Raw genomic sequence first — 25,590 nt, forward strand, 5'->3', positions numbered from 1 at the left:
ACGCCTCCTGAGTTCGCTTGGTGAACTCATCTTCGCCGTCCGGCCGCGGCCTGTGAAGCCCGTGGGATCCGTGTGGTGCGTTGTGGTGCCGAGCGCGTGAACCGTGGAGCCGCTGCGGAGAACCGTCGCACGGCCGGTCTTGTGGAACCGGCGGCCACGCTTGGTAGCGTGGAGACGCCATCTCCGCCCTTTCGATGGCACCCACATGTCCCATCCCCCCGCCGGGCCCGGAGGTGGCAGCCTTCGGCCCGGCCACTTCCGGCTCATGACCCGAATGGCGTGAGTAAAGGGATCTTCCACGTTGGATGAACTTGCTACGCACTCGTGCGGCGGTGTCCAACTACAGGTGGAAGATGGCATGCTCTGGAGCGATGAGAAGTCACCCCAGCCCACCCATACCGCCCCCCGCCTCCCCCCGGCGAAGCGCGACCCTGCCAGGGCCGGCCCGCCGCACCGCCGCCGTCATGCTCGCGACGTCCGTCGTCGCCGCGGCCGCGGCATGTTCCCCTGCCGAGTCGGCGTCACCCGACGGTGACAAGGGCTCCGGCTCCTCCGCCACCGCAGGCGCCACCCGCACCCCGCAGGCGGCCCGGCCCAAGCCGTTCACCATCGCCTTCGGCGGCGACACCCACTTCGAAGGCGTCCTGCGGGGCCGGCTCGCCAACCCCCGCACCGCGCTCGGCCCCATCTCCTCGGTGCTGAAGCGCGCCGACCTCGCCATGATCAACCTGGAGACCGCCATCACCACCGGCGGCACCCCCGCGCCAGGCAAGCAGTTCACCTTCCGCGCGCCGCCGAGCGCGCTCACCGCGCTCAAGGCCGCCGGCGTGGACGTCGCCTCCATGGCCAACAACCACGGCATGGACTACATGCAGTCCGGCCTGCGCGACTCCCTCGCCGCGATCCGCCGCGCCAAGTTCCCCGTCGTCGGCATCGGCAGAAACGCCGCGGAGGCCTACAAGCCGTACCGCCGCACCGTCAACGGCAACCGCGTCGCGATCATCGGCGCCACCCAGGTGCTGGACTCGGAGTTCATCCAGTCGTGGACCGCGACGTCCACGCAAGGCGGCCTCGCGTCCGCCAAGGACGAGGACCGGCTCATCCAGGCCGTACGCCAGGCGCGCAAGACGTCCGACACCGTGATCGTGCACCTGCACTGGGGCACCGAACTGCAAGGATGCCCCAACCCGGCGCAGCGGAGCCTCGCGCCGAAGCTGATCGCCGCAGGCGCGGACGTCATCATCGGCGGCCACGCGCACATCCTGCTCGGCAGCGGCTACCTGCGCGGCCGGTACGTCAACTACGGCATGGGGAACTTCGTCTTCTACAACTCCGGCCCGCAGACCGGCGCCACCGGGGTGCTCACCCTCACCATCCAGGGCCGCAAGGTGCTCAAGGACCAGTGGACCCCGGCCCGCATCACCGGCGGCATCCCTGTCCCGCTCACCGGCCAGGCGCGCCAGTCCGCCATCTCCTCCTGGAAGGGTCTGCGGTCCTGCGCCGGGCTGTCCCCCGACCCCTGATTCCGGGGATGACGTGCCATGGTGCCGCTATGTGAGTATTTGCCGCACCGAAACCAGTGCCGCAATCGGACGACCCATCCAGAAGCACTGACCTGACGGCGATGAAGGGGCAATATGAAGTCTGTGACAGCCCTGCGATCCGACCAATGCGACGACGACCAGCAGCAACCCCTGCGCCGGCGCCCCGCACAGCGCCGCAGCGCGCGCCGGGTCGAGCGCATGCTCGACGCCTGCGCCGAGCTGCTCGACGAGGCGGGCTACGACGCGCTGTCCACCACGCGCATCGCCGAGCGCGCCTCGGTGGCGATCGGCTCGGTCTACCAGTTCTTCCCCGACAAACGGGCCGTCACGGTCGCGCTGACCCAGCGCAACGTCGAGCTGTTCATCGCCAGGGTCGGCCGCCGCTTCATGATCGAGCAGTACGACCGCTGGTGGCACGCCGTGGACGCCATCATCGACGAGTACGTCGACATGCATAGGACCGTTCCAGGTTTCCGCGCGCTGCGGTTCGGTGACGCCGTCGACCTCAACCTCCTCGACTCCGCGTCGGAGAACAACATGGTCATCGCCGCGCGCTTACGCGAGCTCCTGCTCGCCGACTTCGGCATGGCCGACAGCGAGGAGCTCGACCTGTCCCTCACCGTCGCCGTCGAGGCCGGTGGCGCCGTGCTCGCCCTCGCGTTCCGCCGCGACCCCCAGGGGGCCCAGCCCCTGATCGACGAAGCCAAACGCCTCATCCGCGAATACCTCTCGAGCCAGCTCAAGTCCATGCAACGCGCCAGGCGCCGCGCCGGCCTGGAGGCCGTCACCGCCGACCGCTAGAGGGGCACGTCACGTTCCGGCACTCGCGCGGCCCCACCGTCCACGCCAAACCTCACCACCGGCCGCCAGAGGGGCAACGTCGCGTTGGCACCGTGCGCACCCGCCGATCCACGCCGGACGTCACCACCGGCCGCTGGATGGGTACGTCCCCCGGTATGGACGCGGTCACCTCAGGGACGCTGCGCGTGCCTGGAGCGCGCCTGTACTACGAGACACGCGGCACCGGCCAGGTGCTGCTCGTGGCGCAAGGCGGCGAAGGCGACGCGCGCCGCACCGGCGACCTGGTGCGGCGCCTCGCCGAGCACCACACGGTCATCACCTACGACCGGCGCGGCCTGTCCCGCAGCACCCTCGACGACCCCTCCGCGCCGCTCACCATGGACGTCCACGCCGACGACGCCTGCCACCTGCTCATGGCCCTCGCCGGCGAACCCGTACAGATCTTCGGCTCCAGCCTCGGCGGCCTCCTCGGCCTCGTCCTCGCCGTCCGCCACCCCCGCTGGATCCGCCGCCTCGTCACCCACGAACCCCCCGCGTTCACCCTCCTCCCCGACGAGGAACGCATCGCCGCCGAAGAACTGATCGACAGCCTGACGCACACCTACCGGGAGGAAGGCTGGGCCGCGGCCTTCAAAAGACTCGCCAAGATCACCGGCGCCACCACAGAAAGCAGGGAACCCGGCGCCACCCTCCCGCCACCCCTGTCCAAGGAACGCATCGCCAACTTCCACTACTTCTTCACCTACGACGTCCCCGCCATGCGCCGCTGCGTCCTGACCCCCGCGACCCTGGTCGCCGCACACGTCCCCATCATCCCCGCCGTCGGCCATGACACCTCCGACCGCTTCTTCGACCGCACCTGCGCCGAACGCATCGCCATGGCCCTGGGCACCACCCCCCGTGTCTTCCCCGGCGGACACAACGGCCCCACCACCCACCCGAACGCCTTCGCCGAACGCCTCCTTGACGTCCTCAACCGCTGATCACTCCCCGTACCACCACAACCACCCCCGCGGCCGTTCCCCGGCCCCCGCTCCGCGCGGCCGTTCCCGGGCCTCTTCCCCCCGCGACGACACCTGCGGGCCCTCCGCACCCCCCGCCTCGCACGTCGCCGCCACCTGCTGAACCGTCCGCCGTGCCGCCTGCAGCTCGGCCCGCAACCGCGCCACCTCCTGACGCTGCAGGTCGGCCGCCTCGAGCCGCGCCGTCGCGTACCCGAGCGTCCCAGGGAGCACCGCGGCGGTGACGGCGGCACAAGCGAGAGCGAGGGTGGTCTGCCAAGAGATGTCCATCGCAGCTCCCTCGAACAGGTGAGCGTCCAGACGAGGGGAAAATGCCCCCCTGTCAGGAACGCCACGCGGAGCGTACGCGAACATGTACCCCCCGCGACCGAAGCAATGCCCGGAAAAGTCGAGCGCCGCTCGGTAATCTCCTCCTTGTGGCACATGTGACACGAGAGCAGCTGGATCGGCTCCTAGAACAGGCGCTCCTGAACGACGACCACGGCGCCCTCGCCGATCGGCTCGACACTCTGACCCGCGGTTACACCTCGGGCGACGTGTCACGCGCCGCCATCTTGGTGTTAGCCGCCGAGGAATGGCGCCAAGCCGGCCAACCGGCCCGAGCCCTCGACTGCTACCAACGAGCCCTGGACGACGGCGGCGAGGTCCCCGTGGACCCCAGAGCCGGCATAGCCGACACCCTCTTCGAACTCGACCGCCCCGACGAGGCCCGAGACCTGATCACCTCCATCAAGTCCGACCCCCCGGTCTCCCCCTCCACGGCTCTCCACGTGGCGGAAACCCTCCTGGCCTACGGCGACCTCCCCGCGGCCCACGACTGGGCCACAGAAGGCATCCTGTCCGGCGCCGAAACCGGCAACACAAGGGAGGCTCTGCTCCGCACGCGGTACCGCATCCGCGTGGACCTCGGCCTCCCGGAGGACGACCTCGACGCGCTGCTCGCCTGACGCGAGGCCGCTAGAGCCGGCGCGCGTCCACATCGAACACGACGACCCCTCGCGCCGTCCCGGCCACCAGCATCGGCCCGGCGAACGTGAGCGCGTGGACGACCGCACCGACCGGCATGACGTGCGACGCTCGCGCGGTCACCGGATCCCAGAGCCGCACGGTGCCGTCGTACCCTCCGCTGGCCAGCACCACCTTGCCTCCCGGTAGCGAGGCACACGCCAGCGCCGTCACCCAGCCGGTGTGTCCGGTGAGTACGGCGCGCCGTTCGGGGTGGAGCAGGTCCCACAGCCGTACGGCCGAGTCCTTGCCCGCGCTGACCAGCAGGTCGAGACCGGTGACGACGACGACCGAGTCGGTGACACCGGTCAGATGGCGGCCGAGTCCGGCGGTGATACGGTCCCACAGCGCCAGGGTGCGGTAGATCCCTTCGCTCGCGAGGACGAGAGCGCCATGGTCGGCCTCGAGAAAGGTGACCGTGCGCACATCGTCCCGGGTGAGGTGACCGGTCCTCGCACGCGGGTTCCAAGGCTCAGCGCCGTCCGCGGTGCCGGGGTTCTTCCGCGTGTCCTGCCGAGGGTAGGGACCGGCGACCGCGACCACGGTGTCGTCGGGCAGGGACATCAGTGCCGGTTTCCGTGGCGACCCCCACTTGGCGGTCATGGTGGCCACACGGTCCCCTGACCACACGTCCCAGATGAGCAGGGTGTTGTCGAAACCGACGCCGGCCAGCAGTACGGCGCCGTCCGGACGTTCGATGAAGGCCAACGCGGTAAGCCTGCCGTTGTGGCTGCTCAGAGTGGTCCGCAGCCTGCCGGTGGCCGCCTCCCACACCCGCACGGTTCCGTCCTCGCCGGCGCCGGCCACCACCACAGGGCCGCCGGGCAAGGTGGTGGAAGCGATCGCGTTCACGCCGGTGGCGATCCCCTGATGGGCTGAGCGGCCGTGCGGCATGACCGGGTCCCACAGGCGTATCGTGTGGTCCGCACCCGCGCTGGCCAGCACTGTGGCTCCGCCGGGCAGCCCGCCGAAGGCAAGGGCCTTCGCGCGAGCGGTGTGCTTGGCGAAGGTCGCGCGCGGCTTCTTGATCTCCGGGTCCCACACCCGGATGTGACTGTTCCAGATGACACCGGCCATCATCGGGGTGCCGTCGGACAGGGTGGTGAACGTCAGCGCACGCAGCCAGCTGTTCTCGTGCGGCAACTCTGTGTCGTACTCCGTGGTGATCGCGTTCCGCAGGATGACGCGCTCGGTGTCGGCGCTGGCCAGCCGGACGGCCCCGTCAGGCGATGCGACGAAAGCCACGGCGTTCACCGCGCGCAGGTGATCTCTCAGGACTGTGCCGTGACCGGACCCGATGTCCCACAGGCACACGGTGTTCCCCGCCACGGCCAGCAGAGGCGTGCCGTCCGGTAACACCGTGAAGTCCAGCGCGCGGACCGGGCTGAAGTGACCTTTGAACGTGGTGCGGAGCCACCCCGTCGAGGGCTCCCACAGGCAGACCACCCCGTCACCGTCCCCCGCCGCCAGCAGCACGTCGCCGTCCGGCAGCGGTACGGCGGCCAGCGCGCGCACCTCACCGGCATGACCTTCGAGGCAGCCGACGTGTGTGGCGGTCGCCGGGTCCCACAGATGGACCAGCCGGTCCGCGCCTCCGCTGGCCAGGAGCCGCAGCCCGTCGCCGAGTTCCAGCGCCGCCAAGGCGTTCACCGGCCCTGTGTGCCGCGCGAGGACGGTGTGCGGCGCTCCGCCGACCGGATCCCACAACCGCACGACATGGTCGTCCCCACCGCTCGCCAGCAACGGCGTCCCGTCCGGCAGCGCCGTGAAGGCCAGCGCGTTGACCGGCCCCTTGTGCCCGATGAGTGTCCGGTGGAAGTCGGAACGGGCCACCTTGGCCCACCGGACGCCGAGAGGCCTCTCATCAGGCATCGGCAGCCCGCCGACCGCCTCCGGCTCGTCCTGCACCGCGACCGTGCGCAGGATGTCGGCCCGCTCGACGACCCCCGCGTCCCGCAGATGGTTCGCGGCCCGCCAGTACACCCGCGCCAGCGGGTGAGCCCCGGCACTGACCGTCCCCAGCACGTCGAGCAACCGCGCGGGCTCGGCGTGCACCATGAACCCGGCGTCCCCGGCCAGCTCTCCGAGTAGTTCCCCGGCCGCCGCATGCGCCGCCAGATGCCGGAGCAGGTAAGGATCGGCCGCCACCCACGAGTCCTCGGTCAGCGTGCCGAGCAGCGCACCGGTGATGGCCGCCTGGATCTCCGTCTCCCGCATCACCGTCTTCCGTGCAGGTGGTCCAGAACCATGAGCCCCCGCGCCGTACCTGCCACCAGTCGCTCTCCGGCGAACACGAGAGCGTTCACGATCGCCGAGACGGGAAGCGAGTAGACGGAACGGCCGGAGACGGCGTCCCACAGGCGGATCGTGCCGTCGTAGCCGCCGCTGGCGAGGACGACGGTGGCGTCGGGAAGCGTGGTGAAGGCCAGGGCCGTCACCCAGCCCGTGTGTCCGGTGAGCGTGGCGCGAAGGCCGCCGGTGAGCGGGTCCCAGAGGCGCACGGTGCGGTCGTGGCTGCCGCTGGCCAGGATCGGTGAGCCGTCAGGCAAGGTGGTGAAGGCGAGAGCATCGACGGAGTTTCGGTGCCGGTCCAGGATGTGCCGAGACCGGCTGGTGGTGACGTCCCACAGGCGAACGGTCCGGTCGTGACCGCCGCTGGCGAGCAGGGGGGTGCCGTCGTGGAGTGTGCCGCCAGCCAATGCTTTCGGAGCGTTTGCGTGGCCGGTGAGGATGCCGCGAGGCTCCCCGGCGACGGGGTCCCACAGCCGGACGACGCCGTGGTGCGTGATCGAGTCGGAGTCGACGTAGCTCTCCGAGCCGGTGCTGGCGAGGAGGACGCTGCGGTCCCGCAGCGTGACGAAAGCCACCGCAGCCACAGAACCGGTGTGTCCGGTAAGGACGGGGCCGGGTGCGCCGGAGACCGGATTCCATATCCGGACGGACATGTCGTAGCCGCCACTGGCCAGCAGATGAGTGCCATCGGGGAGGGTGGTGAAGGCCAACCCGTAGACGCGGCTGCTGTGCCCTTGGAGTGTGGCCAGGGAGGTCTCGCCGGCCGGATCCCGGATCTGGACGGTGCTACCGCCGGTAGCCAGTAACGGCATGCCGTCGGACGTCTTGGTGCAGGCGAGCGCGGATACCGGGTCCGGGTCGATGTGGCGGCTCTGGCGAGCCGCCACGGTCGGGTCCCACAACCTGATGGTGTGGTCCGAGCCACCGGTCGCCAGGAGTGGCGTGCCTCCGGGGAGGGTGGTGAAGACCATGGCCTTCACGTAACCCGTATGGCCGATGAGGGTGACGGACTTTCCGGAGGACAGGTCCCGAAGCACTACGACTCGGTTCATGTCGGTGACCGCTGTCAACGTATCGCCGCCTGGCAGCGTGGTGGCGGCGACGACATCCGTCCAGGAGCTGTGCGCCTTGACGGTACCCAAAGGCGCGCCGTCGACAGGATCCCAGAGCCGGATCTCGCCACTGGCGCCGCCGGAGACCAGCACCGGTGCTCCGCTTGCTGCGACGGTGAAGGTAAGACCGTACACCGAGTGCCGATGGCCGCGGAGAGTGAGATGATCACCGTCGGCCATGTTCCACAGAAGGACGGTGAGGTCGGTACCCGCGCTGGCCAGCCGCACCGTGCCGTCCGGCAAGGTGGTGAAGGCCAGGCTCAGCACCGAGCCCCGGTGCCCCTTGAGCTTGCCTCGGCTCTGTCCGGTGGCCGGGTCCCATAGGTGGATGAATCCCTGGATGTCGCCTGCCGCCAAGAGGGATGTGCCGCTCGGGAGCATGGTGAACGCCAGGGAGGACACCCTTGTCTTCGTCCCGATCAAGTCGTCGCGCACGCTGAAGGTGGCGAGGTCCCACAGCCGTACGGCGTGGTCTGAGCCCCCACTGGCCAGCAGGCGCGTCTCATCCGGCAGTGTGACGGCGGCCAATGCCTTAACCCGCCCGTGGTGGCCGGTGAGCGTGGTGTGCGGCGACGCGCTGACCGGGTCCCACAGCCTCACGTCATGGTCGTTGCCGCCGCTGGCCAGCAGCACCATCCCGTCCGCCAGGGTGACGAAGGCCAGCGCATTGATCACCCCCGTATGTCCGTACAGCGTGCGATGAAAATGAGACGGCTGCACGTTGGTCCATCTCAACCTCAGTGCGTCGTCCGGTGCGGCCACGAATCGCGCCACCGCTTCTGGCTCGTCCAGGAGCGCCGTCGTGCGCAAGATGTTCTCCCGGTCCGTCGTCTCCGCGTCCCGCAGATGGTGCGCCACCCGCCAGTAGACACGCGCCGCCGGATGCTCGTCCGGCTCGACCGCTCCGAGCGCCTCCAGCAGCCGGCCCGGATCCGCGTGCACCAGGAACGCCGTGTCGTCCGCCAGTTCCCCGAGCCGTCCCCCGGCCGCGGCGTGCGCCGCCAGATGCCTCAGCAGATAAGGGTCGGCCGCCACCCAGGAGTCCTCGGTCAGCGTGCCGAGCAGGGCTTCGGTGATCTTCGCCTGGACCTCGGTCTCCCGCATCAGCGGCCCCCGTACGAGCAGTCCACCACCAGCAGACCCCGGGCCGTACCCGCCACCAGCCGGTCGCCGCTGAACGCCAAGGCGTGGACCGTGACCGACACCGGCAGGGTGTAGATCGCGCGGCCGGTCAGCGGGTCCCACAGGCGGATGGTGCCGTCGTAGCCGCCGCCGGCCGGCTGCGCAGTCCCATCCCCCAGCGTGAGGAACACCACCGCGTACACAGTCCCCGTGTGCCCGTACAGCGTCCGGTGGACGTGTGACGACGTCAGCCGCGCGTACCGCACCGTCAACGGCGGCCCCTCCGGTACGGCGATCCGCGCCGCCGCGTGCGGTTCATCCTCCAGCGCCGTGGTCCGCAGGATGTTCGCCCGGTCCCCGGCTCCCCAGTCCCGCAGATGATGCGCGGTCCGCCAGTACACCCGCACCGGCGGATGCTCCGCCGGATCGACCGCGCCGAGCACCTCAAGCAGCCGTCCCGGCTCCGCATTCACGACGAACCCCGCGTCCTTCACCAGTTCCCCGAGCCGCCTCGCGCCTGCCGCGTGCACCGCCACATGCCGCGACACGTACGGATCCGCCATCTCCCACCCACCCGTGACGGTCCCCGGTAACGCCTCAGTGATCTTCCTCTGGATCCCTTCCTCACCGCCGCGCGCCGACGCGGAACCAGACCGTACGCCGCCCCTGCTCCCCATCCCCCCACCCCCACTCGGCAGCCAGCTCCCGCACCAACCACAACCCCCGACCACCTTCACAGAACACATCCCCCCGGTCCACCACCACCGGCACCTCCAGCTCCGATCCTTCATCCACCACATCCACCCGTACCACCCCCACACCGACCTCCACTGTCACCGTGACCTGTCCCCCGTCCCGCGACCCCGACCTCGAGTGGCGCACCGCGTTCGCCATGAGCTCCGACGTCAGCAACACCACCACCTCCACGGCGGGATACCGGTCCCCGAGCACGTCACGGATGAACCTCCGTGCCGTTCCTGCCGACTCCAGGATCGCGATCAGGGTGATCGACTTGCTCAGAGGGGGTCCTGTCAACGTCATGCTGCCGCCGTCCCTCGTGGTCTGGTAGGTGAATCACGAATGGTGATGTCATGACCACCCTCGGTGGTGGCTTGTGCTTAGATTGCCGTCGGCAGAACGAAACAGCAGTCCGATGGCAAGCCCATCCATGTCGGACCAGGACCCGACCCGGTTTCGGCAAGGAATGGATTCGGCATCGTCGTTCCGCCGTGATTCGTTTTCTCTGTCGTCTGGAGGAAGCATGAGCGACCCCGACTCACCTTCCAAGCGTGAAATCGCGACTCCCGTGGCCCGCTTCGGCGCCGAGATGCGTCGTTTCCGAGAGTCCCTGTCCCTCTCCCAGGACGCTCTCGCCGCACGTCTCGGCTGCACGCAAACTCAAGTGAGCCGCCTGGAACAGGGTTCGCGCAGACCTCATCGCGACCACGCCGTTATCTTGGACCGCGTTTTCGGCTTGTCCGACAAGGGCTATTTCGCCATGCTGCACCGTCGGATCCTCTCCCACCCCGAAGGCCCCCGTTGGTGGCTCGACTGGCCCGAAGAGATCGAACCTCGCGCCAAGGTCATCCGAAGCTGGGACCCCCTCCTGGTCCCCGGCGTTCTGCAAACCGAGGCGTACGCTCGTTGCCTGTTGAGCAGAGAGCCACAGGTCGATCCCGACGAGGTGGAACGGCGAATGCACGCACGCCTCCAACGACGGGCCGTCCTGGACCGCACCAGCCCGCCGCTCTTCGTGACCTTGATGGACGAGGGTGTGCTTCATCGCCGCATCGGTTCGCCGGAGGTGATGCGCGAGCAACTGACCTTCCTGATGGAGGTCGCCGATCGTCCCAACGTGACGGTTCAGGTCGTCGACCCGGCATGCGTCTCCGGTCTCCTCGGTGCCTTTATGATCGCGCAACTGCCGAATGGCGAACCTGACACCATCTACGCCGACTCACCTGCCGAGGGACTCCTTACGTCCGAGTCGGAGGTGGTTTCCACACTGTGGAGTAGATATGAGCTGATACGCGCATGGGCTTACCCTGAGCACGTATCCCTTCAGAAGATTCAGGATGTGATGCATCAATGGACCTGAGCATGGCGCAGTGGCGCAAGTCCTCGCGATCTGGCTCAAATGGTGCCCAATGCGTCGAGGTGGCCGACAACATCTCCGGATGGGTCGGTGTCCGGGACAGTAAGGTCCTTGATGGCCCTGTCGTCGTCACCACGACGTCGGAATGGCGATCCTTCGTAGCCGGCCTCAAGCGTCAGGCGTTGCGTTGAGGTTGTCCTCCGGGGTGCGTCAGGAGTCCTGGGTGGCCAAGGCGCGGAAGTAGTCGGCGAAGGCCTGGTGGTAGAGGCGGTAGACGGCTTGGCCGTCTTCGCTGGACTCGCTGACGTGGTAGCCGGCTATGTCCAGGAGCCAGTCGATGTCCGCCGTCGTGTACGTCGTGCCGGTGGGGGAGAGGGCCGTGGCCACGGTGGGCCAGATGAGGTGGCGGGGGAAGCCGGCGCCTTCGGCCCAGGCCAGGGGGGAGAGGAGCTCGCGGACCTTTTGTTCGTCGTCGCCGAAGCGGGCCAGGTCGGCGGCGAAGACGTCGGCCACCTCGCCGGAGAGCATTTTGGAGGCTTCCTCGGTGCCTAGGCGTAACGGGGTTTCGCGGGAGAGGAGGGCTCGGGTGACGATTCTGGCGAAGAGGAAGACGCCGGCGCTGGCTTCGGCCACGGCTTTCGCGGTGGCGGTGGTGGTGGCGTCCGGGGTGGTGACGTAGGGGGAGGTGGGGGTGCGGGTGAGGCGGCGGGTCACGTACTGCTCGATGTCCTGCTGAGTCTGAGGGTCGGTGTCGAGGATCACGGTGTGCTGGGCTTCGGGGTCGAGGAGTTTCGTCAGGGGGCCGCGGCCGGGGGTGGTGGGGGTGGTCATCCACGGAGCGTTGGGGCGGGTGCCTACGAGGACGCGGATGTCCTGGTGGCGGGCCAGGGGGCGGATGAGGTCGGTGGCTATGGCGAGGATGGCGTCGCGGCGGGCCTCGTCCAAGGCGTCGATGATGATGCGTACGGGGCGGTGGAGGGCCGTCACGCGGTCGATGAGTTCGGCGCTGGAGCGCCAGCCGTCGGGGGGTGGGGCGATGTCGAGGCCGGAGGCCAGGAGGTCCCAGCAGTCGTGGAGGGACTTGTTGCGCGCGTGGAGGGCCACGTCGATGAGGCCTTCGCGGGGGATGGTGCCGGGGGCGGCGCCTTCCAGTGCGCCTTCCTGCTCGGCGAGGTCGCGGTAGGCGGGGTGGGAGAGGGTGGCTATGCGGCCGAGCACGGCGGACTTGCCTGAGCCGGGTTTGCCGGTGATGACGCGCAGGCCGGACGCGTGGTCGGTGTCGAGCCAGGTGAGCAGGGTGCTGAGGATCTGGGTGCGGCCGGCGAAGAACCAGCCGGTGCTGTCGACCTCGATGCCGCCGGCGGCGCGGCGGAAGTGGTCGCGCAGGCCGGTGTCGAGGATGCGTTGCTGGCGGCGGGCCTGGGTGTGGACGTCGTCGGTGGGGAGGGCCATCGCCTTGGGGTTGGGGATGAGGCGCGGCGGGCTGCCTATGGCGCGGTGACGGGCCCGGGGGTGGCCGAGCCTCGCCGCTTCGGCGTTGATCTCGTCGACGATCTGGAACGGGTAGACGTAGTCGTTGCCGGGGGCCCAGTCGCGGGACGAGCCGCCGTCCCGGACGACGGCGGCGAAGCGTTCGGCGAAGTAGCCGTCCTGGACCTGGTCGAAGGGGCCGCAGCTCGCGATGATCGAGATGTTGGGTTCGCCGTCGGGGAACGTCTGCTGGGTGAAGGCCTTGCCGAGGAGGTCGGCGACCTCCTGAGCGGAGCTTCCGGAGTAGCAGGCGTCGATGACGACGACGGCGTGGCGGATCCGCCAGGCGGCGACCTTGCCGGCCAGGTGGCGCGCGCTGATCGCGAAGCTGTCGTCCTCGACGTCCCGCGGTGAGTCGCGGACCAGCAGGTAGTCGCCGTGGGGAGTGTGGACCCCGTGACCGGCCCAGTAGATGATCAGTGTCTCCGGCGGCTGTTCTCCCGGCGGCAGGCGCAGAGCGGTCGTCACGTCCAGGTGGGTGCCGCCGTCGGCGAGCGCCGGCAACCGCTGCGTGAGTTTGCAGGAGGCGAGGGCCGCGCACAGGTCGGGGACGACGCGCTTGACGTGTTCCAGGTCGTCGTGGTGGTCGTACTCCGCCATGCCGACGACGATGAACGCGCCGGTCGGTGCCTCTGTCATGGTCGGGGACGCTCCCGGGGAGATGGACGGACCTGGAAAGACCATGATGGCGTCGGCGGTCACCGGCTGACTACGGAACCGCCATCAAACCGCCCTGTATGGGTGCGCCTCAGGTGATGTCGAAGGTGGTGACGCCTCGCGTGGTGCCGGCGAGGAGGTAGGAGGTGGTGAAGGTGAGGGAGTAGACGACGGCCGAGAGCGGCATCGTCTCCAGGAGACTCGGGGTGGTGGGGTTCCAGAGGCGGACGGTGTGGTCGTCGCCGGCGCTGGCGAGAAGGGGGGTGCCGTCGGGGAGGGTGGTGGTGGCGAGGGTGCGGATCATGTGGGTGTGTCCGGTCAAGGTGGCGCGGGGACGGGCCGTCGAGGGGTTCCAGAGGCGGACGGTCTGGTCGCGGCCCGCGGTGGCGAGGACGGTGGCGCCGTCGGGGAGGGTCACCGCGGTGAGCGCGTAGACGGGGCCGTCGTGGGCCTTCAGGACGGCACGTGACGTCGTCGTGACGGGGTCCCACAGACGGAGGGTGCCGTCGTAGCCGGCGCTCGACAGCAGGCGGGTGCCGTCGGGGAGCGTGACGAAGCTCAGCGCGTACACGGGACCCTGGTGGCCGGTGAGAGCGGCTCTGGCGGTGACGGCGCGGGGGTCCCACAACTGGATGAGGTGGTCGTCGCCTGCGGTCGCGATCAGAGGCGTGCCGTCGGGGAGGGTGGTGAAGGCCAGCGCGCGGACCGTCCGGTTGGCGCCGACCAGCGCGGCACGGGGGGCTCTGGTGGTGAGCTCCCAGATCCAGACGGTGCGCTCGCCGCCGCCGACGGCGAGGAGCGGGGTGCCGTCGGGGCAGGTGCAGGTGGTGAGCGCGTACACCGAGGAGGCGAAGCCCGACAGGTACCGGTGCGGGGTGCCGGTCGCGGGGTCGCACAGACGGATGGGACGGCCGTTGCCGGGGATCGCGACGAGGGTGGTGTCACCCGGCAGGGAGACGCGGGTCATGGCGTACACGGCGTTGTGCTCGCCGGTGAAGGTGGTGGTGCGGCTGGCGGCGGCGGGGTTCCACAGGCGGACGCCGGAGTCGTGACCGGCGCTGGCGAGCAGGGGGACGCCGTTCGGCAGGGTGGTGTACGCGAGGGCCCGCACGGAGCCGGTGCTGCCGTTCAGGCCGGTGTGGTCGGTGGTGGTGGGGTTCCACAGGCCGATGGTGTGGTCGTCCCCGGCGCTGGCCAGCGCCGGGGTGCCGAGCGTGCGCGCGGGGAACGCCAGCGCGTGCACGGGGCCGGTGTGCCCGGTGAACGTCGGGTGCAGTGTGGTGCGCCGGGTGGCGAGCGCGGGGTTGCAGACCCGGATGGTGCAGTCGTCACCAGCGCTCGCCAGCAGCGGCACGCCGTTGGCCGGCGCGGTGACGGCGAGCGCGTTGACCGGAGCGGTGTGGCCGACGAGGGTGACGCGGTGCGACGCGGTGGCGGGGTCCCACACGCGTACGGTGCGGTCGTCGCCGGCGCTCGCCAGCAGCGCGGCGCCGTTCGGCAGCGCGGCGAAGGCGAGCGCGTTGACCCGTGCGGTGTGGTCGGAGATGACGCGGTGCGTGGCGGTGCCGAGGTCCCACAGCCGTACGGTGCGGTCGTCCCCTGCGCTTGCGAGCAGGAGGTCGCCACCCGGCAGGGGAGCGAACGCCACGGCGTTGACCGGGCCGGTGTGGCCGGTGAGCGTCAGCAGGTCGGCCGTGGTGGCGGGGTCCCACACGCGTACGGTGCGGTCGGTTCCCGCGCTGGCGAGCACGAGGGTGCCGTCCGGCAGGGTGGCGAAGGCGAGCGCGGTGACCGGGCCGGTGTGGCCGGGCAGCGTCGTGTGATGGGTGGCGGTGAGCGGGTCCCAGATGCGGACGGTGCCGTCGTATCCCGCGCTGGCCAGCAGCGGGACCCCGTCCCCCGGGGAGGTGACGGCGAGCGCGTACACCGCGCCGGTGTGGCCGGTGAGCGTGCGGTGGAAGTCGGACCTGGCGTGCGAGGCCCAGCGCGCGGTGAGCGGACGGACGGGACGGCCGGAGAGCACGCGGACGGCGTCGGGTTCGTCCTCGACGGCGGTGGTGTGCATGATGGCGGCCCGGTCCCTCGGGGTGGCGTCGCGCAGGTGGTGCGTGGCACGCAGGTAGGCGCGGGCCGGGGCCGGCAGGTCGGTGCCGGTGACGCCGAGCGCCGGCAGCAGCCGTGCCTGGTCGGCGTGGGCCAGGTAGCCGGCGTCGGCCGCGAGTTCGGTCAGACGGCCGCCGAGTGCCGCGTGCGCCGCCAGGTGACGCAGCAGGTAGGGGTCGGCGGACTGCCAGTCCACGGCGTCGCCGGTCGCCGGCGCGGTGGCGAGCAGCGCGTCGGCGATCTTCCGGTGGATCTCGGCTTCCCGCATCAGCGCGCGCCGGTCCGTACGCGTTGTGTCATGATCCGGACGGCCTCCGGGGTGCGAATCGGCTTGACGGGCTGGGAAGACCATGATGGCCTGCCTGTCACCGGCTGACTACGGAATCGCCACCAAAGGGGAGACAGCGTGCCAGAGCGCATGGACGACCTGATCGTAGTCATTCCCGGCATTCTCGGCAGCGTCTTGGCGCGAGACGGCCGTGAGATCTGGAACCATTCGCTGGCCGCCATGCGCCACGGCCTGCCGCCGGGCCGCCTGGCGGACGCGCTGAGCCTCGACGGCCCCGGTGAGGTCACCGCGACCGGGCTGGTCCGGGGCCTGCACGTCATCCCCGGATTCTGGGGGATCGACGGGTACGGCGGGCTGCTCGACCACCTGGAGAGGGTCTTCGACGTCACCCGCGGCAACCTCGTGGCGTTCCCGTACGACTGGCGCCTGTCGTGCCGCGTCAACGCGTGCCGCCTGGAGGCCGTCGTGCAGCGCGAGCTGCTGCGATGGCGTGAGACCGTTCCCGGCGCCAAGGCGGTGTTCGTCTGCCACTCCATGGGTGGTCTGATCGCGCGATACTACCTGGAGGTCCTCGGCGGCCGCGAGATCGCGCGCGGCCTCGTCACGATCGGCACCCCCCACCAGGGTGCCGCCAAGGCCGCCGCCGCGCTGAGCCTCGGCCTGGCCCCGGCGCTGCGCTCACGCCTCGGCCGGTTCGGCAGGTTCCTGGACGAACTGCGGGACGTCGTCGCGACCTTCTCCTCCGCGCACGAGCTGCTCCCGACGTACCGCTGCGTCGACCTCGGCGACGGCCACATGCACCGCCTGATCGACACCGGCCTCCCCGACATCCCCACAGAGGCGGTGAAACACGGCGCCGCCTTCCACCAGGAGATCAGGGACGCCGTCGCCGCCAACCCCCCGGCCCCGTACGGTCTGTGGACCTTCGGCGGCCACCGCCAGCCCACGACCCTCAGCCTCCGCCACGACGCCTCCGGCGTCACGGCACTGTCCACCTGGAACGGCGAGAACCCCCACGGCGACGGCACCGTCCCCCGCTTCGCCTGCGTCCCCCCGGAGTTCGCCGACGACGGCCAGGTCCGCTTCTCCGGCGACCGCCACGCCGCGCTGGCCACCGCCAAGCCCCTGCTCCACGCGGTCCACGCCATCCTCACCGCCACCCCCGTACGCAAGTACCAGGCCACCACAGAGGACGTCCTCTCCCTGACCGTCCCCGACCTGGCTATCACCGGCGACCCCCTGACACTGACCGTCACCACGGCCTCCGACCGCCTCCCCCTGACCGTCACCGCCGAACACGACGAGACCGCCGCGAGACTCACCGGCCCCGCCATGCGCAACCTCGGCGAAGGCACCTACCAGACAACCGTGACCTTCCCGTCCCCCGGCCCCTGGCGCCTCACCGTGAGACCCGCCGTCCCCACCTCGGTCGACCCGGTGACCGACGTCGTCGTCGCGGTCACACCTTCGTGACAGCACCGAACCCGCCTGCGGCCGAGGGCCGAAGGCGGGTTCGGAGGGACGGGTCAGGTGGTGGAGACCGTCAGTGTGTCGCCGGCTTCGTCGAGGTCGACGGTGACCTTGTCGCCGTCGTGGATCTGGCCGCTGAGGATGTTCTTGGCGAGTTTGTCGCCTATGGCGGACTGGACGAGGCGGCGGAGGGGCCGTGCGCCGTACAGCGGGTCGTAGCCGGTGAGGGCCAGCCAGTCCCTGGCCGCGGGGGTGACGGTGAGGGTGAGGCGGCGGTCGGCCAGGCGAGAGGCGAGGCGGTTGACCTGGAGGTCGACGATCTGGGTCAGTTCCTCCGAGCCCAGTGCGTCGAAGAGGATGACGTCGTCGAGGCGGTTGAGGAACTCCGGCTTGAACGACGTGCGGACCAGGGCCATCACCTTGTCGCGCTTGGCCGGGAAGTCCATGGACGGGTCCACGAGGAACTGGGAGCCGATGTTGGAGGTCAGGATCAAGATGGTGTTGCGGAAGTCGACGGTGCGGCCCTGGCCGTCGGTGAGGCGGCCGTCGTCGAGGACCTGCAGCAGGATGTCGAAGACCTCGGGGTGCGCCTTCTCGATCTCGTCCAGCAGGACGACGGTGTACGGACGGCGGCGGACGGCCTCGGTGAGCTGGCCGCCCTCCTCGTAGCCGACGTAGCCGGGAGGCGCGCCGACCAGGCGCGCGACGCTGTGCTTCTCGCCGTACTCGCTCATGTCGATGCGCGTCATGGCGCGTTCGTCGTCGAACAGGAACTCGGCGAGGGCCTTGGCCAGCTCGGTCTTGCCGACGCCGGTGGGACCGAGGAACAGGAACGAGCCGGTGGGCCGGTCGGGGTCGGAGATGCCGGCGCGTGCGCGGCGCACGGCGTCGGAGACGGCGCGCACGGCGTCGCGCTGGCCGATGAGGCGGCGGCCGAGCTCGTCCTCCATGCGCAGCAGCTTGGCGGTCTCGCCTTCCAGCAGGCGGCCCGCGGGGATGCCGGTCCACGAGGAGATGACCTGCGCGATGTCGTCGGCGCCGACCTCCTCCTTGACCATGGCGTCCTCGGGCTGGGCCTGCGCGTTGGCCTCCTCGAGCTCCTTCTCCAGGCGCGGCACGTCGGCGTACAGCAGCCGTGACGCCTCCTCGAACCTGCCGTCGCGCTGCGCGCGCTCGGCGGCCGAACGGGTGTCGTCGAGCTGCTTCTTCAGCTCGCCGACGCGGTTCAGCGAGGTCTTCTCCTTCTGCCACCGCACGACGAGCGCGTCGAGCTCCTCCTGGCGGTCGGCCAGTTCCTTGCGCAGCCGCTCCAGCCGCTGCACGCTCGCGTCGTCGGTCTCCTTGGCGAGGGCCAGTTCCTCCATCTTGAGCCGGTCCACGGCGCGCTGCAGCTCGTCGATCTCGACGGGACGGGAGTCGATCTCCATGCGCAGGCGGCTCGCGGCCTCGTCCACCAGGTCGATGGCCTTGTCGGGGAGGAACCGCGCGGTGATGTACCGGTCGGACAGCGACGCCGCGGCGACCAGAGCGCCGTCGGAGATCTGCACCTTGTGGTGGGCCTCGTAACGGCCCTTGAGGCCGCGCAGGATGGCGATGGTGTCGGCGACGCTCGGCTCGCCGACGAGGACCTGCTGGAAGCGCCGCTCCAGCGCGGGGTCCTTCTCGATGCGCTCGCGGTACTCGTCGAGGGTGGTGGCGCCGATCATGCGCAGCTCGCCGCGGGCCAGCATGGGCTTCAGCATGTTGCCGGCGTCCATGGCGCCTTCGGCGGCGCCGGCGCCGACCACGGTGTGCAGCTCGTCGATGAATGTGACGACCTGGCCGTCGCTCTCCTTGATCTCGGTGAGCACGGCCTTGAGGCGCTCCTCGAACTCGCCGCGGTACTTGGCGCCGGCCACCATGGCGCCGAGGTCCAGCGAGATCAGCTTCTTGCCGCGCAGGCTCTCCGGCACGTCGCCGGCGACGATGCGCTGCGCGAGGCCCTCGACCACGGCGGTCTTGCCGACGCCGGGTTCGCCGATGAGCACGGGGTTGTTCTTGGTGCGCCGGCTGAGCACCTGCACCACGCGGCGGATCTCGTTGTCCCGGCCGATCACCGGGTCCAGCTTGCCGGACTGCGCGCGCTCGGTGAGGTCGACGCCGTACTTCTCCAGCGCGCGGTAGGTGTCCTCGGGGCTCTCGCTGGTCACCCGCGCGTGGCCGCGGACCTTGTCGAACGCGTCCAGCAGGACCTTCGGCGTGGCACCCTGGGCCTTGAGCAGCGCCGCGACGGGGCCGCCGTCGGTGGCGAGCCCCACCAGCAGGTGCTCGGTGGAGACGTACTCGTCGTCGAGCTGCTTGGCCTGCGCGGCGGCGGTGTTCAGCACCACAAGCAACGGCCGGGACGTGCTCGGCGCGCTCACCGTGGCACCCTGCGCCTTCGGCAGGCCCTCGATCTGCGTCTCGGTCTCCGAGCGCAGCTTCTTCCAGTCGGCGCCGACCGCCTCAAGCAGGTGGACGGCGGTGCCGTCGTTCTGCGCGAGCAGGCTGGTGAACAGGTGCGCCGGCGCGACCTCGGGGTTGCCCTCGGTGGCGGCGCGGCGGATGGCGGCGGAGAGCGCGTCCTGGCTCTTGCGCGTCAGCTTGTAGTCCACGTTCGACCTTCCTCGCGAAGGCGGGCCACCGGGTGGATCACGGGGCCCGCCGGATGCTATGTGAGACGCCGCCGAGCGGCGGGAATGTCAGGCCGGCGGCAGCTGGTACTGGATCAGCGCGCGGATCATCGCCATCTCGCTCTTGAGGCGGGAGAGCTCCTCGCGCATGCGGAGGTTCTCGGTCTCCAGAGCGAGGATGCGCTTGATGCCGGCCAGGTTGATGCCCTCCTCCTGGGAGAGGCGCTGGACCTCACGGAGCAGGACGATGTCGCGGGTGGAGTAGAGCCGGCCCCGGCCCGCCGTCCGGCCCGGGCTGACCAGGCCGAGACGGTCGTACTGCCGGAGGGTCTGTGGGTGGAGACCGGAGAGCTGAGCGGCCACCGAGATGACGTACACGGGTGTGTCGTCGGACAGATCGAAATACCTGGCGTCCACCGGCGTCGCCTCCCTTCGGCTTACTCGCTTCCGGCCTGTCTCAGCAACTCGGCCCGCACGTCCTCGACGTCGGCCACGGCGCGGAACTCCTCGAGCGCGGACTTCGCCTTGTCGTCGAGGTGCTGCGGCACCGAGACCTCGACGGTGACCAGCAGATCACCCTTGGTGCCGTCCTTGCGGGTGACACCCCGGCCCCGCACCCGGAAGGTGCGGCCGTTCGGGGTGCTCTCCGGCAGGCGGAGGGTGACCGGCATGCCGTGCAGTGTCGGCACCCTGATCTCCGAGCCGAGCGCGGCCTCGGTGAACGTCACCGGGACGGTGATCGTCAGGTTGTCGCCGGAGCGGCCGAAAACCGGGTGTGGTTTGACGTGGATATGGACGTACAGGTCACCGGCCGGCCCGCCGTTCTCGCCGGGTGCGCCTTTGGCCTTGAGCCTGATGCGCTGGCCGTCGGCCACCCCGGCCGGGATGCGGGCCTGCAGGGTGCGGGTGCTCTTGCCGCGGCCGCTGCCCTCGCACACGGGGCAGGGGTCGTCGACGAGCAGCCCGCGGCCCTTGCAGTCGCGGCACGGCTCGGAGAAGGCGAAGTTGCCGAGGTTGCGGCTGGCGGCGCCGGTGCCCTCGCAGGTCGGGCAGACCCGCGGGGTGGTGCCGGCCTTGGCGCCGGTGCCGGAGCAGGCGGGACAGGCCGACGAGCTGGTCAGCCGCAGTGACACCGTGGTGCCTTCGACCGACTCGCCGAACGACAGGGTGACCTCGGACTCGATGTCCTGACCGCGCCGCGGCCGGGTGGTGGTGCTCGTCGGCCGGCCGCCGCGGTTGAACAACCCGCCGAACAGGTCGCCGATGCGCTCCCCTGTGCCCTGGCCACTGCCGCCGAACAGGTCACCGAAGTCGAACGGCGCGCCACCACCGCCGCGGGGAGCGCCGGCTCCCGCGAACCCGCCGAGGCCCGACCCGAACAGGGCTCGGGCCTCGTCGTACTCCTTGCGCCGCTTGACGTCGGACAGGACGTCGTAGGCCTCCGAGACCTGCTTGAACTTCGCCTCGGTCTCGGTGCTGCCCTGGTTGGCGTCCGGGTGGTACTTGCGGGCCAGCTTGCGGTAGGCCTTCTTGATCTCGTCGGCTGTGGCGGTCTTCGACACACCAAGGACCGCGTAATAGTCCTTTTCCAGGTAGTCCTTGGTGCTCATCTATCGCTTCCCATCGGTGCCAAAGGGGACTTCGCTCAATTGTCCTCGGGCTCGGCCGCCGCGTCGTCCGCGTCGGACGCGGAACGCTCGGTGGCCGGGGCCGGCTCCTCCGGCTCGGCGACCGCGACCCGCGCGGGACGCAGGATGCGGTCTCCGATCTGGTAACCAGGCTGGAGGATCTCCACGCAGGTCGGCTCGGTGACGTCGGCCGAGTAGCTGTGCATCAGGGCCTCGTGCACGGTCGGGTCGAACGGGTCGCCCTTGGCGCCGAAGGTGACCAGGCCGAGCTTGCCGACGGCGCTTTCGAGGGCTTCGCTCACCTTGGCGAAACCGCCGGTGAGCTCGCCGTGGTCGCGCGCGCGGCCGATGTCGTCGAGCACCGGCAGCAACTCGCTGAGGACGTTGGCCACCGCCTGCTCGCGGACCACGACGCGGTCGCGCTCCACGCGCTTGCGGTAGTTGGCGTACTCGGCCTGCAGGCGCTGCAGGTCGGCCGTCCGCTCGGCGAGCTGCTGGACGGCGACGCCGTCCTGCGGCCCGGTCTCCTCCGCGGGGGCGGCGGACGGCTGGTCGGCCGTCTTGCCCGCCCCTTCCCGCACCTCACCGGTCTTGGGGTCGATGCGGCGGTTGTCGCGGATCACCAGGCCCTCGTGCTCGCTCCCAGAAGTCGGGGACGTCACGCGGCACCGCCCTCCCGCTTCGGCTGGTCGTCGTCGACGATCTCGGCGTCGACGACGTCGTCGTCGGCCTTCGCCTGCTGGCCGTCCGCGGTCGGCGCGCCGGTCGGCGCACCCTCGGGGGAGCCCTGCGACTGAGCGTAGATCGCCGAGCCCATCTTCTGGCTGACCGTGGCGAGCTTCTCCGCGGCGGCGCGGATGGCCGCCGAGTCGGTGCCCTCCAGGGTCTTCTTGAGCTCGGCGAGAGACTCCTGGACCTCGGTCTTGACGTCGGCCGGGATCTTCTCGTCGTTCTCGTTGAGGAATTTCTCGGTCTGGTAGGCGAGCGAGTCGGCGTTGTTGCGCGTTTCGGCCTCCTCGCGGCGCTTCTTGTCCTCGTCGGCGTAGGACTCGGCCTCGCGCATCATGCGCTCGATGTCGTCCTTCGGCAGCGCGGAGCCGCCGGTGATCGTCATCGACTGCTCCTTGCCGGTGCCGAGGTCCTTGGCGCCGACGTTGACGATGCCGTTGGCGTCGATGTCGAAGGTGACCTCGATCTGCGGGATGCCACGCGGGGCCGGCGCGATGCCGGTCAGCTCGAACGTCGCGAGCTTCTTGTTGTAGGCCGCGATCTCACGCTCACCCTGGAACACCTGGATCTGCACCGACGGCTGGTTGTCCTCGGCGGTGGTGAACACCTCGGACCGCTTGGTCGGGATGGTGGTGTTCCGCTCGATGATCTTGGTGAAGATGCCGCCCTTGGTCTCGATGCCGAGGCTCAGCGGGGTGACGTCCAGCAGCAGGACGTCCTTGACCTCGCCCTTGAGGACACCGGCCTGGAGCGCGGCGCCGATGGCCACGACCTCGTCGGGGTTGACACCCTTGTTGGGCTCCTTGCCGCCGGTCAGCTCCTTCACCAGCTCGCTGACGGCCGGCATGCGGGTGGAACCGCCGACGAGCACGACGTGCGCGATGTCGGCGACCTTGATGCCGGCGTCCTTGATGACCTGGTGGAACGGGCCCTTGCAGCGCTCGAGCAGGTCGGCGGTGATGCGCTGGAACTCGGCGCGGGTGAGCTTCTCCTCAAGGTGCAGCGGGCCCTCGGCGGAGGCGGTGATGTAAGGCAGGTTGACCGAGGTCTCGGTCTGCGCGGACAGCTCGATCTTGGCCTTCTCGGCGGCCTCACGCAGCCGCTGCAGGGCCATCTTGTCCTTGGACAGGTCGACGCCGTGCGCGTTCTTGAACCGGGTGACGAGCTCGTCGACGACGCGCTGGTCCCAGTCGTCGCCACCGAGGTGGTTGTCGCCGCTGGTGGCCTTGACCTCGACGAAGCCGTGGCCGTCCTCCTGGCCGACGTCGAGCAGGGACACGTCGAAGGTGCCGCCGCCGAGGTCGAAGACCAGGATGGTCTGGTCCTTGTCCTTGTCGAGGCCGTAGGCGAGCGCGGCGGAGGTCGGCTCGTTGATGATGCGCAGGACGTTGAGACCCGCGATCTGGCCGGCCTCCTTGGTGGCCTGGCGCTGCGAGTCGTTGAAGTACGCCGGGACGGTGATCACCGCGTCGGTGATCTTCTCACCGAGGTACGCCTCGGCGTCCGTCTTGAGCTTCTGCAGGACGAAGGCGCTGATCTGCTGGGGGGAGAACTTCTTGCCGTCGATCTCGACGGTCCAGTTGCTGCCCATCTCGCGCTTGACCGAGCGGATGGTCCGGTCGACGTTGGTGACGGCCTGGCGCTTGGCGACCTCGCCGACCAGGACCTCGCCGTTCTTCGCGAAGGCGACCACGGACGGCGTGGTCCGCGAGCCCTGCGCGTTGGCGATGACCGTGGGCTCACCGCCCTCAAGGATCGAGACGACGGAGTTGGTCGTCCCCAGGTCGATACCTACCGCACGTGCCATGAGTACGTCCTTGTAGTCAAAGTTGAGTCCGAGTGACTCAATCATCGGGTTCGCTTGCTGCTTTGTCAAACAGCTTGAGTCTATCGGGCTCAACCTTGAGTGCGGCAGAGCTATTCCCCGGTTTCACCCCCGAGGAGGACCTGGTTCGTCCGCAAGGACGATGGGGCCCGGCCTTGAGAAGGGCCAGGTGAGACAGGTTCTCACTTGGCGCCGTCGACGACCCTGCGGCCGTCCAGCGGGGACGTCAGCTCGACCGTCGTGACCTTGTGCACGGCCATCAGCACGCAGATGGCGTCCGGGTCCGTGGTCCCCTCCCACAGGGTCACGGTCACCGAACCCGCGTTCTCGGCGACCTCCACCCGGTCGAGCACGTTGCACGGCTCGACGCCGGACCACCAGTAGACCTTGAGCGAACGGCCGTCCGCCGAGGGTTCGGCCCGCTCGAACGGGACCCGGTGCGTGTTCACCGTGCCGCCGTGCGGACGCACCGGGCTGGCCTGCGCACCAGGAGCCGGCGTGCCGGTGCCCGCGTTCGTCGAGACGGGCTGGTCGTCCTCGGGACGAGGGCCCGCCGAGGAGTCACCTGGCACGTTGCCGCACCCCAGGGTCAGCAGCAGGGATCCGGCCGCCATTAGCGCTGTCATCATCCGCGTGTCCCATTGCATGTCCTATTGACGTACCCCGTCAGGCGGGGGTTCGGAAACCTGTGCGGGCCGGTATGGCACTCGCGCCGTCGCACTGTGACGGCGCCGGACCCGTAGGCTGAGGGTGATCTCCTCCCTCTTCGCCGTCAAGGGAAGGTGCCATGGTGTTGCGTCGTGTTCTGCAGGCCGTCTCGGCGAGCGACCGGGTCGCGCGGGTGGTGAGAGCGGCCGGCCCCGCCGGGTTCGGCGCCGGCCGTACCGCCGAGGAGGCCGTGACCGCGGTGGCCGGATACGCGGCCGACGGCCTGCCGGTCACGGTCGACCGCCTCGGCCCGCCGGCGCGCACCCAGGCCGACGCCGAGGACGCCGTGAAGGACACGCTCGCGCTGCTCGACGCGCTCACCCGGCGCGGCCTCGCCAAAGGGGCCGACATCCTCGTGCGCCTCCCCATGATGGGTCTCGGCCTGGACCTGCGGCTGGCGCGGCGCGGCGCGGACCGGGTCTGCGAGGTCGCGGCCGAGGCGGGGGCCACCGTCACCCTGGACGCCGACGCCGTCACCGCCGACCCCGTGCTCGGCCTGCACTCCGCGCTGCTGACCGAGCATCCCTCGCTCGGGGTCGTGGTCCACGCGGCCCTGCACGACGCCGAGGAGATCTGCGGGTCCCTGGCGTCCGGCAGGGTGCTGCTGACCAGGGGAGGCGATCCGGTCATATGGGGTGCCCCGGCGTACGCGACGGCGCACGAGGCGGACCTCTCCTACGTCCGCTGTCTGCGCGTCCTCATGGCGGGCTCCGGCACCCCCGTGATCTCCACGCGCGACCGGCGCCTCATCGAGATCGCCTCCGCGCTGGCCGTGCTCAACGAGCGCGAGCCCGACGGGTTCGAGTTCCTCGTCCCCCAAGGCCCGCGGCCCGCGGGGCTGGACCGGCAGCCGGGGAGCCGCGTGCGCGTGCATGTGCCGTACGGCGGCGGCTGGTCCACGTTCGCCCCCTACGTCCAGGGGCTGCCGTTCGCTCAGAGGTGGCGGCCGGTGAGCCGATAGGCTGCGAGGGACCCGCGAGGGGGCTCGGAGAGACGCTGAGGCGAGG

Annotated in this window: 20 protein-coding genes and 1 pseudogene; 8 read left to right on the plus strand and 13 right to left on the minus strand. The window is 70.2% G+C overall.

The annotated features are described in order from the left end of the window. The first annotated feature begins 464 nt into the window (after nucleotides 1-464). The 3 genes from BJ992_RS03755 to BJ992_RS03765 all read left to right on the plus strand — a co-directional run bounded on the left by BJ992_RS03755 (nucleotide 465) and on the right by BJ992_RS03765 (nucleotide 3,328). Nucleotides 465-1,523, plus strand: a complete 1,059-nt coding sequence (locus BJ992_RS03755; protein WP_184987547.1) for a CapA family protein — start codon at nucleotides 465-467, stop codon at nucleotides 1,521-1,523. Nucleotides 1,524-1,637: 114 nt separating this feature from the next. Then, on the plus strand, nucleotides 1,638-2,345 hold the full coding sequence (locus BJ992_RS03760; RefSeq protein WP_425503640.1) for a TetR/AcrR family transcriptional regulator: 708 nt from the start codon (nucleotides 1,638-1,640) through the stop codon (nucleotides 2,343-2,345). Nucleotides 2,346-2,437: 92 nt separating this feature from the next. Beyond that, entirely contained in the window at nucleotides 2,438-3,328 is an 891-nt protein-coding gene (locus tag BJ992_RS03765; protein ID WP_184978551.1) for an alpha/beta fold hydrolase, read from the plus strand. Here BJ992_RS03765 and BJ992_RS03770 read toward each other — a convergent pair whose 3' ends face one another. Beyond that, on the minus strand, nucleotides 3,329-3,637 hold the full coding sequence (locus BJ992_RS03770; RefSeq protein ID WP_184978552.1) for a hypothetical protein: 309 nt from the start codon (nucleotides 3,635-3,637) through the stop codon (nucleotides 3,329-3,331). A gap of 155 nt (nucleotides 3,638-3,792) precedes the next feature. Here BJ992_RS03770 and BJ992_RS03775 point away from each other — a divergent pair, with 155 nt between their 5' ends. Further along, nucleotides 3,793-4,314, plus strand: a complete 522-nt coding sequence (locus BJ992_RS03775) for a hypothetical protein (protein WP_184978553.1) — start codon at nucleotides 3,793-3,795, stop codon at nucleotides 4,312-4,314. Nucleotides 4,315-4,324: 10 nt separating this feature from the next. On the opposite strand, the gene BJ992_RS03780 is transcribed toward BJ992_RS03775, so the two are convergent. From BJ992_RS03780 to BJ992_RS03795, 4 genes are all read right to left on the minus strand, one after another. Beyond that, nucleotides 4,325-6,589: a WD40 repeat domain-containing protein gene (locus tag BJ992_RS03780; protein ID WP_184978554.1), complete on the minus strand. Its 2,265-nt coding sequence runs from the start codon at nucleotides 6,587-6,589 to the stop codon at nucleotides 4,325-4,327. Continuing rightward, entirely contained in the window at nucleotides 6,589-8,880 is a 2,292-nt protein-coding gene (locus BJ992_RS03785) for a WD40 repeat domain-containing protein (RefSeq protein ID WP_184978555.1), read from the minus strand. The genes BJ992_RS03780 and BJ992_RS03785 overlap by 1 nt, the downstream gene beginning before the upstream one ends. After that, entirely contained in the window at nucleotides 8,880-9,461 is a 582-nt protein-coding gene (locus tag BJ992_RS03790; RefSeq protein ID WP_184978556.1) for a WD40 repeat domain-containing protein, read from the minus strand. The genes BJ992_RS03785 and BJ992_RS03790 overlap by 1 nt, the downstream gene beginning before the upstream one ends. Before the next feature lie 61 nt (nucleotides 9,462-9,522). Beyond that, complete coding sequence (locus tag BJ992_RS03795; protein WP_184978557.1) at nucleotides 9,523-9,939, minus strand: ATP-binding protein; 417 nt, start codon at nucleotides 9,937-9,939, stop codon at nucleotides 9,523-9,525. 220 nt (nucleotides 9,940-10,159) lie between these two features. On the opposite strand from BJ992_RS03795, the gene BJ992_RS03800 reads away from it, so the two are divergent. Together BJ992_RS03800 and BJ992_RS03805 are read left to right on the plus strand one after the other, a co-directional pair. Continuing rightward, nucleotides 10,160-10,996, plus strand: a complete 837-nt coding sequence (locus tag BJ992_RS03800) for a helix-turn-helix domain-containing protein (protein WP_184978558.1) — start codon at nucleotides 10,160-10,162, stop codon at nucleotides 10,994-10,996. A 2-nt stretch (nucleotides 10,997-10,998) separates the two neighbouring features. Further along, nucleotides 10,999-11,184: a DUF397 domain-containing protein gene (locus BJ992_RS03805; protein WP_343072961.1), complete on the plus strand. Its 186-nt coding sequence runs from the start codon at nucleotides 10,999-11,001 to the stop codon at nucleotides 11,182-11,184. Between the two features lie 19 nt (nucleotides 11,185-11,203). On the opposite strand, the gene BJ992_RS03810 is transcribed toward BJ992_RS03805, so the two are convergent. Together BJ992_RS03810 and BJ992_RS03815 are read right to left on the minus strand one after the other, a co-directional pair. Further along, a complete protein-coding gene (locus BJ992_RS03810; protein ID WP_184978560.1) occupies nucleotides 11,204-13,162 on the minus strand; it encodes an ATP-binding protein in 1,959 nt (652 codons plus the stop codon). Nucleotides 13,163-13,271: 109 nt separating this feature from the next. After that, the gene (locus BJ992_RS03815) at nucleotides 13,272-15,551 is read right to left on the minus strand and encodes a WD40 repeat domain-containing protein (protein WP_184978561.1); all 2,280 of its coding nucleotides are present in this window, start codon (nucleotides 15,549-15,551) and stop codon (nucleotides 13,272-13,274) included. Nucleotides 15,552-15,689: 138 nt separating this feature from the next. Between BJ992_RS03815 and BJ992_RS03820 the strand changes: the two genes are divergently transcribed. Then, nucleotides 15,690-17,045, plus strand: a complete 1,356-nt coding sequence (locus BJ992_RS03820; RefSeq protein ID WP_184978562.1) for an alpha/beta fold hydrolase — start codon at nucleotides 15,690-15,692, stop codon at nucleotides 17,043-17,045. Between the two features lie 53 nt (nucleotides 17,046-17,098). Here BJ992_RS03820 and clpB read toward each other — a convergent pair whose 3' ends face one another. The 6 genes and pseudogenes from clpB to BJ992_RS03850 all read right to left on the minus strand — a co-directional run bounded on the left by clpB (nucleotide 17,099) and on the right by BJ992_RS03850 (nucleotide 24,504). Then, nucleotides 17,099-19,675, minus strand: a complete 2,577-nt coding sequence (gene clpB / locus BJ992_RS03825) for an ATP-dependent chaperone ClpB (RefSeq protein ID WP_184978563.1) — start codon at nucleotides 19,673-19,675, stop codon at nucleotides 17,099-17,101. A gap of 182 nt (nucleotides 19,676-19,857) precedes the next feature. Beyond that, nucleotides 19,858-20,089, minus strand: a pseudogene (locus tag BJ992_RS03830) (heat shock protein transcriptional repressor HspR); the annotation flags it as partial. Between the two features lie 41 nt (nucleotides 20,090-20,130). Then, nucleotides 20,131-21,303 (minus strand): molecular chaperone DnaJ, encoded by a 1,173-nt coding sequence (gene dnaJ / locus BJ992_RS03835; RefSeq protein ID WP_184978565.1) that lies wholly within the window; start codon nucleotides 21,301-21,303, stop codon nucleotides 20,131-20,133. Nucleotides 21,304-21,338: 35 nt separating this feature from the next. Further along, entirely contained in the window at nucleotides 21,339-21,983 is a 645-nt protein-coding gene (gene grpE / locus BJ992_RS03840) for a nucleotide exchange factor GrpE (protein WP_184978566.1), read from the minus strand. Then, nucleotides 21,980-23,857 (minus strand): molecular chaperone DnaK, encoded by a 1,878-nt coding sequence (gene dnaK, locus BJ992_RS03845; protein ID WP_184978567.1) that lies wholly within the window; start codon nucleotides 23,855-23,857, stop codon nucleotides 21,980-21,982. The genes grpE and dnaK overlap by 4 nt, the downstream gene beginning before the upstream one ends. Nucleotides 23,858-24,057: 200 nt before the next feature. Then, complete coding sequence (locus tag BJ992_RS03850) at nucleotides 24,058-24,504, minus strand: hypothetical protein (RefSeq protein WP_184978568.1); 447 nt, start codon at nucleotides 24,502-24,504, stop codon at nucleotides 24,058-24,060. 158 nt (nucleotides 24,505-24,662) lie between these two features. On the opposite strand from BJ992_RS03850, the gene BJ992_RS03855 reads away from it, so the two are divergent. Beyond that, a complete protein-coding gene (locus tag BJ992_RS03855) occupies nucleotides 24,663-25,544 on the plus strand; it encodes a proline dehydrogenase family protein (RefSeq protein WP_184978569.1) in 882 nt (293 codons plus the stop codon). Nucleotides 25,545-25,590: the final 46 nt, after the last annotated feature.

Source organism: Sphaerisporangium rubeum, from assembly GCF_014207705.1.
GTDB classification, from domain to species: Bacteria; Actinomycetota; Actinomycetes; order Streptosporangiales; family Streptosporangiaceae; genus Sphaerisporangium; species Sphaerisporangium rubeum.